The organism is Corynebacterium sp. HMSC074C04 (assembly GCF_001838295.1).
In the GTDB taxonomy this organism is placed as follows: Bacteria; Actinomycetota; Actinomycetes; order Mycobacteriales; family Mycobacteriaceae; genus Corynebacterium; species Corynebacterium amycolatum.
The window spans coordinates 743,866-758,129 of record NZ_KV836272.1; the positions used below are offsets into that span (position 1 = coordinate 743,866).

The 14,264-nt window shown below is 58.8% G+C and carries 11 protein-coding genes and 1 tRNA gene; 6 read left to right on the forward strand and 6 right to left on the reverse strand.

Going from position 1 to position 14,264, the window contains the following annotated elements; genetic code table 11:
* Nucleotides 1-4 precede the first annotated feature (4 nt).
* On the reverse strand, nt 5-799 hold the full coding sequence (locus tag HMPREF3011_RS07650) for an ABC transporter ATP-binding protein (RefSeq protein WP_038628059.1): 795 nt from the start codon (nt 797-799) through the stop codon (nt 5-7).
* Between the two features lie 98 nt (nt 800-897).
* Entirely contained in the window at nt 898-1,914 is a 1,017-nt protein-coding gene (locus tag HMPREF3011_RS07655) for an ABC transporter permease family protein (RefSeq protein ID WP_083327098.1), read from the reverse strand.
* A gap of 149 nt (nt 1,915-2,063) precedes the next feature.
* Between HMPREF3011_RS07655 and HMPREF3011_RS07660 the strand changes: the two genes are divergently transcribed.
* The gene (locus HMPREF3011_RS07660) at nt 2,064-3,269 is read left to right on the forward strand and encodes a sensor histidine kinase (protein WP_049182013.1); all 1,206 of its coding nucleotides are present in this window, start codon (nt 2,064-2,066) and stop codon (nt 3,267-3,269) included.
* Between the two features lie 61 nt (nt 3,270-3,330).
* A complete protein-coding gene (locus HMPREF3011_RS07665; protein WP_038628053.1) occupies nt 3,331-4,014 on the forward strand; it encodes a LuxR C-terminal-related transcriptional regulator in 684 nt (227 codons plus the stop codon).
* 54 nt (nt 4,015-4,068) lie between these two features.
* Here HMPREF3011_RS07665 and HMPREF3011_RS07670 read toward each other — a convergent pair whose 3' ends face one another.
* Nucleotides 4,069-5,238, reverse strand: a complete 1,170-nt coding sequence (locus tag HMPREF3011_RS07670) for a L,D-transpeptidase (RefSeq protein ID WP_070841353.1) — start codon at nt 5,236-5,238, stop codon at nt 4,069-4,071.
* A 662-nt stretch (nt 5,239-5,900) separates the two neighbouring features.
* On the opposite strand from HMPREF3011_RS07670, the gene HMPREF3011_RS07675 reads away from it, so the two are divergent.
* A tRNA-Lys gene (locus HMPREF3011_RS07675) sits at nt 5,901-5,973 on the forward strand.
* A gap of 161 nt (nt 5,974-6,134) precedes the next feature.
* On the opposite strand, the gene HMPREF3011_RS07680 is transcribed toward HMPREF3011_RS07675, so the two are convergent.
* Entirely contained in the window at nt 6,135-6,416 is a 282-nt protein-coding gene (locus HMPREF3011_RS07680; RefSeq protein WP_038628049.1) for a DUF3618 domain-containing protein, read from the reverse strand.
* Between the two features lie 150 nt (nt 6,417-6,566).
* Between HMPREF3011_RS07680 and bcp the strand changes: the two genes are divergently transcribed.
* The 3 genes from bcp to HMPREF3011_RS07695 all read left to right on the forward strand — a co-directional run bounded on the left by bcp (nt 6,567) and on the right by HMPREF3011_RS07695 (nt 9,749).
* Nucleotides 6,567-7,094 (forward strand): thioredoxin-dependent thiol peroxidase, encoded by a 528-nt coding sequence (gene bcp, locus HMPREF3011_RS07685; RefSeq protein ID WP_070439578.1) that lies wholly within the window; start codon nt 6,567-6,569, stop codon nt 7,092-7,094.
* A 75-nt stretch (nt 7,095-7,169) separates the two neighbouring features.
* A complete protein-coding gene (locus HMPREF3011_RS07690) occupies nt 7,170-7,829 on the forward strand; it encodes a TetR/AcrR family transcriptional regulator (protein ID WP_070439575.1) in 660 nt (219 codons plus the stop codon).
* Nucleotides 7,830-7,988: 159 nt separating this feature from the next.
* Complete coding sequence (locus HMPREF3011_RS07695; protein WP_070841354.1) at nt 7,989-9,749, forward strand: neocarzinostatin apoprotein domain-containing protein; 1,761 nt, start codon at nt 7,989-7,991, stop codon at nt 9,747-9,749.
* A gap of 12 nt (nt 9,750-9,761) precedes the next feature.
* On the opposite strand, the gene HMPREF3011_RS07700 is transcribed toward HMPREF3011_RS07695, so the two are convergent.
* Both HMPREF3011_RS07700 and HMPREF3011_RS11455 read right to left on the reverse strand, forming a co-directional pair.
* On the reverse strand, nt 9,762-10,166 hold the full coding sequence (locus HMPREF3011_RS07700; RefSeq protein WP_070841355.1) for a holo-ACP synthase AcpS: 405 nt from the start codon (nt 10,164-10,166) through the stop codon (nt 9,762-9,764).
* On the reverse strand, nt 10,163-14,264 hold a 4,102-nt coding region (locus HMPREF3011_RS11455; protein WP_305764130.1), incomplete at its 5' end, for a beta-ketoacyl synthase N-terminal-like domain-containing protein. The genes HMPREF3011_RS11455 and HMPREF3011_RS07700, both read right to left, overlap by 4 nt.

Genomic DNA, 14,264 nt, shown 5'->3' on the forward strand with positions numbered 1-14,264 from the left:
GTCACTACCGAGTAGCTACCAAACCTGCATCCGATACCTGCAGTTTGCCGTCGATCATCTCCACGATCCGGTCGGCACCGTGGAGCTGCCCCAGGTCGTGGGTGATGTACAGGGTGGCCACACCCATCTTCCGCGTCACATCCATAATCAGTTGCGTCACGGCCCCTGCGCTCTTCTGATCCAAGGCCGCGGTCGGCTCGTCGACTAGCAGCACTTCCGGCTCATTCATCAGTGCGCGCGCAACATTGACACGTGCCTGCTGACCACCGGAAAGCTGGTTCACGCGACGGTTTCCCAGCCCCGCCAGGCCGACTGCCTCGAGTAGCTCATCGGCGCGCTTCTCCGCTTCACGACGGCCACCCGCGAGCCAACCGAAGACGCGGCCCAGCCGCCGCATTGCGATGAGCTGCTGCTTAACCGTTAAGGCTGGTAGAAGATTCGGCTGCTGGAAGACGATACCGATATGTTCGCGACGAACCTTGGCAGCATCCGCGCCGCGAGCGCTCAGGTCAATGGCCGTCCTTTCCGCACTCTCGTCCGCGCCTGCACCGTTCGACTCCTGCTTGGTGGAGTACAGAGTGACGTGTCCGGAGTCGGCGCTCTTCAAGCAACCGGCAATGGTCAGCAACGTTGACTTACCAGAACCCGATGGGCCGACCAATCCAACGACCTCGCCAGCGCGAATCTTCAGCGAGATGTCATCCAAAAGAGTGCGCTTGTTTTCACCGTCCTGGACAGTCAACGAGATGTTTTTGAGCGCCAGTGCCACGGGAGCTTTGTTGTCGATGTAGGTAGTCATGTTGTCCTCAATTCCTCAGTTGCGTGATGTGCAGAGTGTGCAGGGCGTGCAGGTTGTACGGGATGTTTTTGGCGGAAAGTCGTTTTCTCAGATTGCCACTATGCGTTCGCCAGTGCGGTGGTCGAATCGACGCGAAATACCGGCACCAGTGCCAGCAGCGCACCAACTACGCCGGTCACAGCGAGAACGAGCCCCGGCACGACGGTCGTGGAAGCATCGACCACAATCGGCATGACGTTGGCGCTCTGCAGAGCCCAGCCCGCCGCTGCAGTCACCGCCACGCCGCCGCCGACTCCGATTGCTAGCACGGCCAGGACCTGTGCCAGAGAGTCAGCCACCAGCACGGAGCGGGACGCACCGAGCGCCGAGGAAATGGCCACACCACGGAGTCGCTGAACGGTCCACACGGTGAAAAATGCGCCTACTACCAGCGCGGAGATGACATACAGCATCGAGGTCATCGCGTTGAGCGAAGTCTGCTCGCCCTGGTAGGAAGCCGACAGGTTGTTGCGCTCGCCGTCGCGCAGAATGGTTCCTTCCGGGACATTCGGCAGCTGCGCCGCAGACTCGTCGACAACCATCGCCGCCGGCACCATCTGCCCCGGCGTCAGGTCTTCCATCACACCGCGCCCGGCATAAATGACTGCTTGATGGTCCAGCCACTTATCCCCCACCAGTCGTGCAACCGTGGCCTTATAATCGCCCATCGCGCCAGACAGGGTCAGCGAGTCACCTTCCGCAATGGCGGTTTCACTAACGCCGTCGGTGACGGCCACCTGGTCGTCGTTAAGCGAAAAATCGGAGATGACGGTGACGGGCGTTTCATCGACTCGTGCACGGCTGACGTAGACATCGCGGATGGCGGCGTTATTATCGTTCGCCCACGTTTGGATGCCCTTTCGCACTGTCTCGCCCATGCTTGACGACGACAACGACGTGGCCCCCTCAGCGACGACGACGGCATCGTTTTTGCCGTAGACCTCGTCAAGTGCGGAAACGGACTGGGAGGACAGGCCGGCAGCCAAAGCCGAGAGGAACACGACCATCACAGCAATCATGCCAACGGTGATGGTGATTAGTGCCGCACGGCCTGGAGCGGCCCGAAGTTCTTTCATTGACTGGTACATACTCATTATGGTCGTGGATTCAAAGGAGGATTTAATCGCCAGGGAGGTTGAACTTCGTCTCCAACTTTCGGTTGATGTTGACAATTCCGGCTCGTCAGCGGTGTTTTGGCAGGTGGAACTGTCCTAAGCTCGAGGGCGTGGATACTCCTGAGACCCTGAACCGCAACTGGCAATTACTGCGGTTTGCCCTGGATGTTTTGGTGCTGGTGCTGCTAGCGGTATGCGTGGTTCCGGACCCGCAGTGGCGAATCATCACCTATGCGGTGTGTTTTCTAGCGGTGTACATAGCAGGTTCGGTCGGGCCGATTGGTCGGGCTCGGCATGGCAACGTAGCCAACGAGGTCGCACTGACTAAACCGCACGGCCTACTACTGGGCTGGCTTGTGATCCTGCTGCTGTGCTGGGCTGCGTTGGCGTTTGCAACGCTGGACGCCTCGTTCCTGGTTTTCCCACTGTTTTTCGTAATTTTGCAGGTCACTGGCGGCCTTACGGCTGTAATCATGGTGGCGGCGACAACGGCGACGGCAATCGGCGCTATAGCCGTCCACACTCCCCTGACTTTTGGTGGGGTCCTCGGTCCTATCCTCGGCGGGACATTTGTGCTCACGGTGGGGCTGGGGTTTCGGCTGCTGCAGAGGGAGACTATCGAAAAGACCAAGGCGCTGGAGGAGCTCTCGGCTGCCCGCGCCCACTCGGAAGCACTGTCCCGTCGTGCCGGTGAGCTGAACGAACGCGCACGCCTCGCAGCCGACATTCATGACACCGTGGCGCAGGGGCTTTCCTCCATCCAGCTGCTGCTGCATTCGGTGGAGTCTCGCATGAAAAGTGCTCCCACTCAGCATGACCAGGCCTCGGTGGATTCGCTGCAGCTCGCTCGCAAGGTCGCGGCCGACAACCTCGCCGAAACTCGGCGCATTATCGCAGCACTTCAGCCGGCTCCTCTCGAAGGGGCTGACCTATCCGGTGCGTTGGAGAAAGTCTGCTCCTCCACGGTGCTGGGCGATGCTGTCAGCTTCTGCGTTGACGGCACACCCACGCGACTGCCGGCCACCGTCGAAGCCACAATTATCAGGGTGGCCCAGGCGAGCTTGGCGAACGTCGTCAAGCATGCACACGCCACGCGCTGTCGCGTCACTCTGACCTATCAGCCCGACGAGGTTCTGCTCGACTGCGTCGACAACGGCATCGGCTTCGACCCCACCGCACCAACCAACGACGACAGCGTGGGTATCGCCAACGCGCGCCGACGCGTGGAAAAGCTCGGCGGCACCTTCACAATCGAGTCGGAACCTGGGCGCGGCTGCGGTGTCAGCGTCAGCATCCCGCACGAGCTCGCCTCTTAAAGTCCCGCGCCTGGTATGCAGGTAGGAAACGACCATTCACATCACCCGAGGAGATAGCCAGGTGACCAAGCCCATCGGAGTCCTCATCGCCGACGATCATCCCATCGTGCGCGCTGGTCTTCGCGCCGTCGTTGAATCGGCGCCGGATATCGTCGTGGTTGGCGAGGCTGCCAGCGGTGACGACGCGGTCGAGAAGGTGCGCGCATCGCTTGACGACGACTCTTGCGACCACATCGATCTGGTACTCATGGATCTTCGCTTTGGCGAGGCCCCTGGCACCGCTTCCCGCGCAGGCGGAGTTGATGCCACTGCAGCCATCCGCGCACTCGCCGGGCGCGGCGTGAAGGCTCCGGAGGTGTTGGTGGTGACCAACTATTCTTCGGACTCCGATGTCCTCGGCGCTGTCACCGCTGGCGCAGTTGGTTATCTGCTGAAGGATGCCGCTCCGGAAGAACTCATCGATGGCATCCGTCGCGCCGTTCGCGGCGAGACCGTGCTGAACACGCAGGTTGCCGGGCGCTTGATGGGGCGGATGCGCAATCCCAATACGGCACTAACCCCGCGCGAACTCGAGGTGCTCGAGTTGGTCGCGCGGGGTATGTCGAATAGAAAAATTGCAGAGCAGCTGGTGCTCACTGAAGCGACTGTGAAGTCGCATCTGGTGCATATTTTCACCAAGCTAGACGTCAGCTCCCGCACCGCGGCTGTTGCTCGGGCGCAGGAGCTGGGAATGTTGGATGAATAGTAAGCGGTCTAACCCGTGTGACTTAAGTGATGGCCTCACTTAGAGGACAGGGGGTTACCAAGAGCTGGTCTCGTCGGCGTTGCCCTTCTTCCAGGTCTCCCACGGGATGTTCCAGTCACCTAGTCCATCAACACCGGAGAGCGTCTCGCCAACCGTATTCTTCACAACCACGATGTCACCGCGCTTAGTGTTGTCCAGGAACCACTTAGCGTTGGCGTCAGTGACGTTGATGCAGCCGTGAGACTGGTTGACGCTGCCCTGTGCCCATGTTGACCACGGTGCACCGTGGACGTAGATACCGGAGTAAGACATCTGCGTTGCGTAGTTAACCGGCGTGACGTAGCCACCGTTATCCAGAGACAGGCCGTAAGTACGGGAGTCCATCACCATAGTCTCGTTGCGATCACCGATGATGTACTGGCCATTCGGAGTCGGGTGAACATTAGACCCCATAGAGATAGGCATGGAGTTTACGACTTCACCGTTCTTCTTAATGACCATGGTCTTCGTCGCATCATCAGCGATAGCGATGACTTCATCACCGATGGTGAAGCTGGTTTCGGCGGACTCCGCACCGTACATGTCGTCACCGAGATCCGTGCCATAAATGTCGGACTTCACGGTAACCTTGGTACCCGGCTTCCAGTACTCCTTTGGACGCCAGCGCACCTCGCTATTATTCAGCCAGTAGAAAGCGCCTTCCACCTTAGGCTCGGTGGTCACCTTGATTGCTTCCTCAGCGGCCTTGCGGTCCGAAATACTCGCGCTGAACTTCACGGCAATAGTCTGACCGACACCCACGGTGGAACCATCCAGTGGGGACAGGTAGCCATTTACCTGAGAAGTCGGCTCAATAGTGGTGAAAGAAGTAGCCAGCTTTTCTGTGCCTGAGGTGGCGTTAATCTCATAGGTCTTTGAGTAGCCCAGGGGTTCTGCAGTGGACCACTTGGTACCACTGGAGTCGAGCTTGCCCTTTACCTCTTTGCCCTCAGGGTTGGTCATAACAACCTTGTCCAGGCGATGCCCCTCTTCCACCTGAACCGAAATCGGGTCAACCACCGAAACATCGGTGGCATCGTCCTTCACACTGGCGACAAGACCAACGTCCGACTTCTCCGCCTCTTGCTGCTCGGCATTATCGCCGCCGACGGTACAAGCAGCTAGCGAAATGGTGGCCGCAAATGTCACCACCGCCGTCGACAGGCGCTTAAAAGATTGCCGCATGATCGTGCTTCACTCCAACAGTGCAATTATTAAGTAGTAAGTCCCGGGGACACACTGTGACACACAGCGGAGTCCTGCTACAGCCCCTGGTGCGCCCTCGAAAAAGGTCAGACTACCCTGCAACGGCACTAGCCGCCGATAAAACGCCCGCCCTAGCTGAAAAAGCCGTAATGACTGCCCGATCACAGTTTTCAACTCTTCACAGGGCGCAGCACGCAAAGTAGCCCAACGGTTCCTACAGTTAACCCTCTGGAAAAATGCTGTGCAACCCCCAAAAACCGGGGCACTTCAACCGACCTGGGAAAACGATGCACCTTTGAGGCTGCGTTACCGAAAAGTAATCAGTTCGCTATTCAAAAGTGCCACCGGACGTTACCGGACGTTACTAAACACCGCCGAACGTCACCGAACGTACCTACGGCATCAATGCACGCTCCCGGCGTTGATGACCTTGATACAACCCCACCCCACTTTGAGGATTTTCAAACTTTTTTTGAACTTTTTTCAAACGGTTGCGCAAAACCCTTCAAAAAACATGCAAAAACGTCAGCTCAAAAACAGCACCTGACCAGCCGATTTTACAAACAATCAGAAACCTGGTTATATATCTTCTCGTTGCCGGGGAGGAGCTCACACAGAGAGCACCAAGCAGGAAACAGTAAGCGCCATTAGCTCAACTGGCAGAGCAGCTGACTCTTAATCAGCGGGTTCGGGGTTCGAGTCCCTGATGGCGCACGATACAGACCGGGAAGGTAGAAATACCTTCCCGGTCTTTTTGTTGCATAACAAGCGCAGTCGCCAACTTGTGCCCCACGCCTGACTCAAAAAGGGATTAGATACGCAAAAGCGCACGACCCCAGGTAACCACCCGAAGCACGTGCGCTAATTACTGAAAACTACTTAGCAGCAGTCTCAATCATCTCGCGAATGCGGTCGATTTCCTTGCTGCGATTGCGGTTACGACGAATGCCCATTGCGATGCCGCCAACAACGAGTGCGGCAACGACACCCAGTGCTGCCTGCACCTTAGGCTCATTCAGAGCATCGAAAACACGGGTCTTTGCGTCATCCGCAACGTTCTTCGGATTCGTTCGCACGGTTAGCTCGTCCAGAGTACGGGCGAGCTGGTTACGGTTACGCTCAATATCGCGCTGGATATCTTCAATGCTGCGAGCCACGTAAACTCCCTAAAAAGTTGAATATCTAAAGTGATTGTTCGCCTAAAAGACTAACACTTCCACTACAGCAACGTGGGCGAGCACGGGGAAAAACTCAACGCATTGCTTCAGAGTCGCCACGCACCGCTCCAGAGTCGATACGATTAAGCCATGACTACTTCTTCCTCCAGCGACAAAGAATACGGCCAGAACAACATCCGATTGGAAGCTGGCGATCCTGCCCCGGCGTTTACTCTTCTCAACGACGCCGAGGAGCATGTCTCGCTGTCGGACTACGCGGGCAAGCCCGTGCTGATTTACTTCTACCCGCGGGCCAACACCCCAGGCTGCACCACTGAGGCATGCGACTTCCGCGATGAATCCGCAGCCCTGAACGATGCCGGCATTCCTGTCGTAGGTATTTCTCCGGACAAGCCGGCAAAACTCGCAAAGTTCCGTGAGGACCACGGCTTGAACTTCACCCTCCTGTCCGATCCGGACAAAGAAACTATGACCGCGTTCGGCGCTTTCGGCGAGAAGAAGAACTACGGCAAGGTTGTTCAGGGCGTCATCCGCTCGACTTTCCTGGTTAATGCCGAAGGAGAAGTTGAAAAGGCCTGGTACAACGTTCGCGCCAAGGGGCACGTCCAGCGCGTGCTGCGCGATTTGGGCGTGGAATCTCAGTCTTCCGACAGCTAACTTGTCGCAAGACCTGCTCTGGTCCCGGTCCCAAACTCTCATCTCACATCATCCCGATTAGACGGTTTCGTAGTAGTGACTCAATCCCAGGACGCACCGAATATTCTTCGTCCCCGTCGCACTCCGGCTCAGCAACGCAGCCGAGAGCGGTACGCACGCATGCTCAGCTCGGCACGCTCCGTGCTCATCGAGCACGGGTTTGAGTCTTTTACTTTCGACGAAGTCGCTCGCCTTGCCGATATCCCCATTGGCACGCTCTACCAATTTTTCGCAAACAAGTATGTGATGATCTGCGAGCTCGACCGTCAGGACACCGAGGCCGTCATTGAGGAAGTCTCACGCTTCGGTGAAACAGTCCCCACCCTGAAATGGCCGGAGTTTCTCTCGGAGTTCATCGACCACCTGGCAAAACTGTGGCGCGAGGACGTTTCTAGAAGAGCCGTATGGCTGGCCGTTCAATCGACGCCCGCTACACGCGCGACCGCAGAAGATACGAAGGCACGCCTGGTCACCGAGATTTCAAAGGTGCTGCGCCCGCTGGTGCCGTCGTCAAGCGGTGCGGAACTGAATTTCATCTCCGACCTCATGATTAACGCGACGTACGCCCTGCTGAATTATGCGGTTGACCATCCGGGAAGTGATGCTGAACGGGAAGCTCATTACGAGCTGACGGTGCAGGAAATCAAACGCATGACTATCTCTTATCTCATGAGCGTCGCAGAAGCAGCAGACTAGAAAGCTCCCCTCCTCACCTCGGCAGGGGCATTTATTGCCCTTACCAATACGCGGAGGGTAGGCTTGCCTTAGTTTACGCTTTACTCTGGTCAGCGCGGTGGGGTTGCTTGTTTTTCGCCGTGCCTGCGCCGGAACTCCCAAACAGAATCAGAGGTTTACATGTCCACGACGCAGGGCGCTTTCCGACGGAGCCTGCTTCCCCGCTCTATTGTTCTAGCTTCGGCAATCGTAGTGAGTACGGGATTTCTACCCGCAGTCCCCGCATCGGCACAGTCGCTGCCATCGATTGGACAGCTCGGCGGTTCGCTCCCCGGCATCGGTGACCTTCTCGGCGGTAGCATCGATCAGTCTGAGCGCCAGCTCTCCGTGACCCCTGCCACTGATCTTTCCGACGGCGCCACCGTGACCATCAAGGGAGTCGGCTACCCCGCTAACGCAAATATTTACCTGGCCCAGACAATCGAGAAGCCAAAGTCGGGCTACCCCTCGACCTATGGCGAAGCGGCCAAGGTCACGGTCGGCGCTGACGGAAGTTTTACGCAGGAGATGAAAGTCGCGACCAGCTTTGGCGATGTCGACTGCACCTCCACCCAGTGCTACGTAGCCTCCTTTACTGCGTTCCCTAATCTTTCTGACCGCAGCAATGACCAGTGGGTCCCCATCACTTTCAAGGCGGGTGCTACTTCCCAGGCTGCTCAATCGCAGGGTTCCACCGGCGCGGCACCGAGTGGTGGCCAGAGCACTGGTTCGGGCGCACAGTCACCGTCGCAGTCACGAGGTAGCGCATTGGTGAGCCTGTCCAAGACCTCAGACTTGAACCCGAGCGGCGACACCATTCGAGTTGAAGGCAAGGGATTCAAGACCTCTGGACCGGGCATCTACGTCGGTATCGCGCAAAATGACCAGATGGATGTGACCAACGCCGATTCCTTCGGCCCGGATACCAAGTTTGTGTCTACCTCTCGCGGCAACCTGAAGTCCGACGGCAGCTTCAGCGTGGATCTTCCGGTCAGCGCGAAGTTCGGCACGGCAGACTGCATGCAGAACGCTTGCTCGGTCTACACCATTGCTGCTCACGGTTCTTCCGACCGCAGCCAGGACACAGCGACAGCAGTATCGTTTGCCGGCGGAGCTGCTAAGCAGGACGCTACCCTGCCGTCCGGCGGTGGCTCCTCACAGTCCGCCGGCAGCGCAAGCTCCAGCGCCAGTGGCAGCACAGGGTCTAGTGGGTCGAGTAGCACCACCGGTTCCAGCGGCTCTAGCAGCTCCAGCAGCTCCAGCAGCTCCAACGACAGCAGCTCCTCGACCGGAACCCCGGCGGTAAGCCTGTCCACCACGGAACTGAACCCATCGGGCAGCACCGCAATTACCGTCTCCGGCACCGGATTCAAAACCAGCGGCAACGGCATCTACGTCGCAGTGGCTGAGAAGAACAAGTTCTCCACCACCAACGCTGATGCTTTCTCCGCCGCTGAGTTTGTCCGCACCTCCCAGATGTCCTCCGACGGAAGCTTCTCTACCACGCTCAATGTCGAGGCCGTCACCTCGGCCGCCAACTGCGTCGAAAATGACTGCGCACTCTACACCTTTGCTGCACATGGTTCTTCCGACCGCAGCCAGGACACGGCCACGGATCTCAGCGTCGGTGGCTCCGCCAAGGAACGCGAAGAAGCTGTGAAGGCCGGTGCCTCCAAGACCGGAGAGTCCAAGGCCAGTGGCGCATCCAAGGCATCTGGCAAGGCTTCCGCAAAGTCCAACGCTTCCGGTAATGGGCTCGACGAAGTTGATGTGCAGACTCAGCAGGCCGCGACCAATTCCCCGCTCCAAACCGCCGCAGTCGCCGGAACCGGCGCAATCCTGGGCGCGCTAATCTTCGGTGCTGGCATCCTGGTCGGTCGCCGTCAAAAGTCCGTCGATTAGCACCGCGCCGGACTAGTCCAAGCGTACGACGGCGATTGCGTAGTCGCCGTCGTGCGAGATGCTTAACGACGGCCCCAGCTGCCACTCCTGATCGTGGAAATGGCGGCTTACAGCTCCGTGGAGACTGATGCTCACGCGACCGTAGGCATCCGGCTGCACCTCTATTTCCCGCCAGTCCAGCCGATCTCGCGCAATCAGCGGCTGGCTGCCGAAGATAGTCTGCGACCAGGCCTTGATGAAGGCTTCCTTCGCAGCCCAGCGGCCCGCTAAGTGACGCGCCAGCGCGCCGCCGACTGCTCCGCGGCGCTTTGCTATCAGTAGCTCAGCCGGTGTGAAAACCGCCTGCGCGAACTGACTTCCTGGCATATTCAGCTGCTCTTCGAAGCTCGGAATATAGACGAGGTCTACGCCAATCATGGCTGGAGGACACCATCGATCAGACGGGCGCCGTCGGAAAGCAGAACGGCCTTTTCCAATGCAGCGGGTGAACCGAACCGACCACCGTCCGCCAGGTTTCGCTCGCGTGGACGCTCGTAGAGAGTTTCCCCACCGTAAATAGCCTCATCAATGCGACGCAGACCAGCCGCTTCGCGGTTGTGCGCCGCGCTACGCCAGCGTTCCGCAGCCTCAGCGCCATCGTGCTGCACTATCGCTTGATAGAAAGCTTCCGGATGGACGACTGCCACCAGTGCCGAGACATGTCCGAACCCGAGCGAGGTAACAAAGCCAGCCTTCAGCGGCAACGTATTGCCGAAATTGACTGCCTTCGTTGGCCATACCAAACGAGAATGCTCAGCCAATGCGGGATCGACGCAGTCCAGCGATCGATTACCTGGCACAATGCCGCTACGCAATACTTGAGTCAGACCAATGATCTGGAACGCTGCAGCCCCACCCTTGGCGTGTCCGGTCAGGGATTTCTGAGAGACCACCAGCAGCGGGTTCGAGCGCTCGCGACCGAGTTCATCTGCAATGCGTTCATGCAGTTCAGACTCATTGGGGTCATTGGCATTGGTCGAGGTATCGTGCTTGGACAACACCGCGACCTGATCCCCAGTGACATCGAGTGATGCAAGTGCGCGAGCCAACCGAGACTTCTCGCCGCCCTGAGCTGCCGCTAGTGCACCCAAACCCGGCGCCGGGATGGATGTGTGCGCGCCGTCGGCGAAGGACTGGGCGTATGCGACGACACCGAGCACGGGGAGTCCCATGTCACGAGCGATGTCTCCGCGAGCCAACAGCACCGTTCCGCCACCTTGCGATTCCACGAAGCCTCCGCGTCGACGATCGTTAGGCCTGGAGAAGTACGCATGGTCGATACCCTTATCTTCCATGGTGGCGGAGTCAGCTGTGGCGGCTATGTCGCCGAAACCTGTGATCCCCTCTGCGGATAGGTCATCGAAGCCACCCGCGACAACGAAATCTGCCTTACCCAGGGCTATCTTGTCGACGCCCTCCTCCACCGACACCGCTGCCGTCGCACAGGCTGCGACAGGGTGAATCATCTGCCCGTAGCCGCCGACATAAGACTGCATAACGTGGGCGGCAATAACATTTGGCAATGCCTCCTGCAGGACGTCATTGGCTCGCGGTTGCCCCAGCAGGCCGTCGATGTAGAGACTGCGCAGCGACTCCATCGCACCAATACCTGTGCCCTGCGTCGACGACACTCGCGCCGGGTTGACCGCTTCCAGCAGTTGCGCTGGGCTGAAGCCCGATGACAGGAACGCATCAACAGTACAAACGATGTTCCACAAGCTCACGCGGTCCAGATTGTCCATCATGTCCGCCGGAATACCGTAGCGTGCCGGGTCAAAGCCCTGCGGAATTTGACCGCCAACATAGCGGCTCATCGCCATTCGGCGCGGAACCTGAACCGGCGTGCCAGCGGCTCGTGTCACAAGCCACTGCCCTGTCTCGGCATCGAAGCTCGCAGTGGTGTTGTCCGGGTTGGAACTGACAAAAGTCTCCGCTGCCGCGCGATCGCGCACCGCAAAGCTCAACGCTCGATCCAGGTAGACCGTGGTCAGCTCAGTCATCGTATTATCAACCAAATCGCCATCATCGGCGTAACGACGCACACCAACTCGCGCCAACACTTCATCGCGGTAGCGCGAAGCAATGTCGCTTTCTGCCAACGGTTGCCCATCGGCATCGCGCCAGCCGCCCTCATAGGAAATCAGCCCCATTGACCAGGCCAATTCCACAATTCCCGCTGCAGAAATATCATCGACTTCGGCCTCAAAGCGCGTCCGGGAAGAACCGTACGGTCCAAGCTCGCCGGCGCCCACGATGACCACCATGTCCTCCGGAGCCGCTGCGATGTCACCAAAGGTTGGTGTTGTCTGCGAAATCGGTCGACGCGGGCTTGGCAGGCTGCTTAAGACACGGCTTGACGACGGCTCCTGCGAGCGCGCCCCGCTAGCGACCTCGGAGTTTTGAGCTGATAGGCCAGCCGCCTGTGCAGCCTCCTGCGCCAATTGCGCAATGTTGAGGTCAACGTCACCCAATCCACCGGTGAGATCGGCCTGAATCGGGCGGGTTTGAGCATTCTTCCGAGTCTCCGAGCTAGCGAGCTCAATCAGTTCAGCTGCCATTTCTTCGGTGGAGAAGGTGCGAACTCCCTTTGCTTCCACTGCAGCAACCAGCGGATCGTTTCCACCCATCAGATTGGTTCCTCGGACCCAACCAATCTGTGCATGAGCCAGAGTGGTGCGGGTGCGCCAAGCGTCCTCCACATTCCAGCGCGCCACCACTGCGTCGAGGGCGGCCTTGGCTTCACCATAGGCACCATCGCCGCCGAAGCGACCACGGTTCGGTGAACCAGGCAACACCACATGCAAACGATGCTGCAGATTATTGTCCACGCCAAGTGCTGACATCCCTGCGATGAGTCGCTCCACCGACCACAGAAGCAGACGCATTTGGGTCTCGGACGCAGGACCGGCGTCGGCAAGCGAGCCCGAAACCGTAGGCGCCGCGAACGGGAATAGCAGCGTCGGTGACAGCGCGGGCTTGGTCACAACCACTTCCGCACCAATCGTTGTAGTCTGTTCGGTTCCAATCCAGTCGATAAGGGAATCCAAGTCCTGGAAGCTGGACAAGTTCGCCGGTACCACCCACAGCTTCGCCTCGCCCTGCGCATTCACGCGATAGAGCTGCTTGTAGAAGCTCAGGCGTTCGCGTCCAAGGCGTGAAGTGGTAACAACAACGGTTGCACCCTGAGACAGCAGCTGTGCAGTTACGGCGGAACCAATCGAATTTGGCGATGCGCCGGTAACAACTGCAATGTCGGAGCTCATCGGCAGTTCGTCCACATTCGTGATGACCTCGTCCGCCAACTGGCGGTAGATACTCGCCAACTGTGTCCGCCCTGCCTCGTCTGCCTTGGCAGCCCACCACTGTGCCTGCTCAACTGCGGTTTCATGGATACTGCCCGGCGCGGTGCCAGCCACATGCCCATCAGCGGCTACCCATAGGCGCGCAAGGTCATCGCGGGAGGTGGCCCAGCGGTCGTCGAGAAGCACTGCCTTGGTGGGCGTAAACGTCGGGGTGACCAGCTTCGGCCAGTCCGCGCCGAGTTCAGCGGTGACAAGATTTACCAGGTTGCTGTCGGCGTCTTCGGCATCGAAGTCAATGTCATCGGTAATCTCGTGGCCGAGTTGCTCCAGAATCGTGCGTGCCGCGGTAGCAAGAATGCCTCGCTGACCTGTCAGTTTATCTGCAAACTCAGTGAGTGCAGCCGAGTCGACCACCCCAGCACCACTGTCACTTGCCGACGGCTTAGCGACAGCTACACCTCGCTGCGTGGCGACCGCAAGGATCGCTTCATCGATCAGCTGGTTGAGTTCAGCAGTATTGGTTGGGGCGGCCGGAGCCAGATGCGCAAGATCGCCGCCGCGCAGGGATGCGCCCTCACGAGTACCGAGCATCACCTCAGCACTGACTGCGGTTGCCCACCCCTTGCCAAGCTGCCATTCACCCAGCACATAATCATCGAGGTAATTCGCGCCTGCACCGGCAGGACCGGTAATCCGGCGAATACCGTCGGCAATGGCTTCGGAGAGAATCGGACCGAATGCCGAATACGCACTGGCCAAGCTATCAATTTTGTCCTTTAGATCCGCCAGTTCCGCATCTGCTGCCCCCTCGATTGAACCGAGGTCGAATTCCACTCCGAGATCGAGCAGCAGTTGATTGCGTCGAGATGAGACTCCATCGACCAGAGTCTCGATGGAGTCAGCGGCACCGAGCTGGTCGGGGCGTACCTTCGTCCATTGGCAAATAAGAACTTCCAGCGCTTGTGCCGGGCTGACGGCAATATCAGCAACTTCGGTAGCCGGAGTGGCAGCACTCGTGATCGTAGTGGACTGTTCGGTCGCCGCGGATTGGTCGGGGGATACCGTCGGCGCCGCTGCTCCCGCTTCTCCTGTTTCTCCCGCTGCTCCTGATTCTCCAGATAGAGCCTGCGCCGAGTCCTGCTCCGTTGTCACCTCCGACTCGGGCTCAGTCTTT

Bases quoted from the DNA above. Each gene is read 5' to 3' on its own strand.
- HMPREF3011_RS07650 (WP_038628059.1), bottom strand. From the start codon at position 799: ATGACTACCTACATCGACAACAAAGCTCCCGTGGCACTGGCGCTCAAA.
- HMPREF3011_RS07670 (WP_070841353.1), bottom strand. From the start codon at position 5,238: ATGCGGCAATCTTTTAAGCGCCTGTCGACGGCGGTGGTGACATTTGCG.
- bcp (WP_070439578.1), top strand. From the start codon at position 6,567: ATGACTACTTCTTCCTCCAGCGACAAAGAATACGGCCAGAACAACATC.
- HMPREF3011_RS07655 (WP_083327098.1), bottom strand. From the start codon at position 1,914: ATGAAAGAACTTCGGGCCGCTCCAGGCCGTGCGGCACTAATCACCATC.
- HMPREF3011_RS07700 (WP_070841355.1), bottom strand. From the start codon at position 10,166: ATGATTGGCGTAGACCTCGTCTATATTCCGAGCTTCGAAGAGCAGCTG.
- HMPREF3011_RS07695 (WP_070841354.1), top strand. From the start codon at position 7,989: ATGTCCACGACGCAGGGCGCTTTCCGACGGAGCCTGCTTCCCCGCTCT.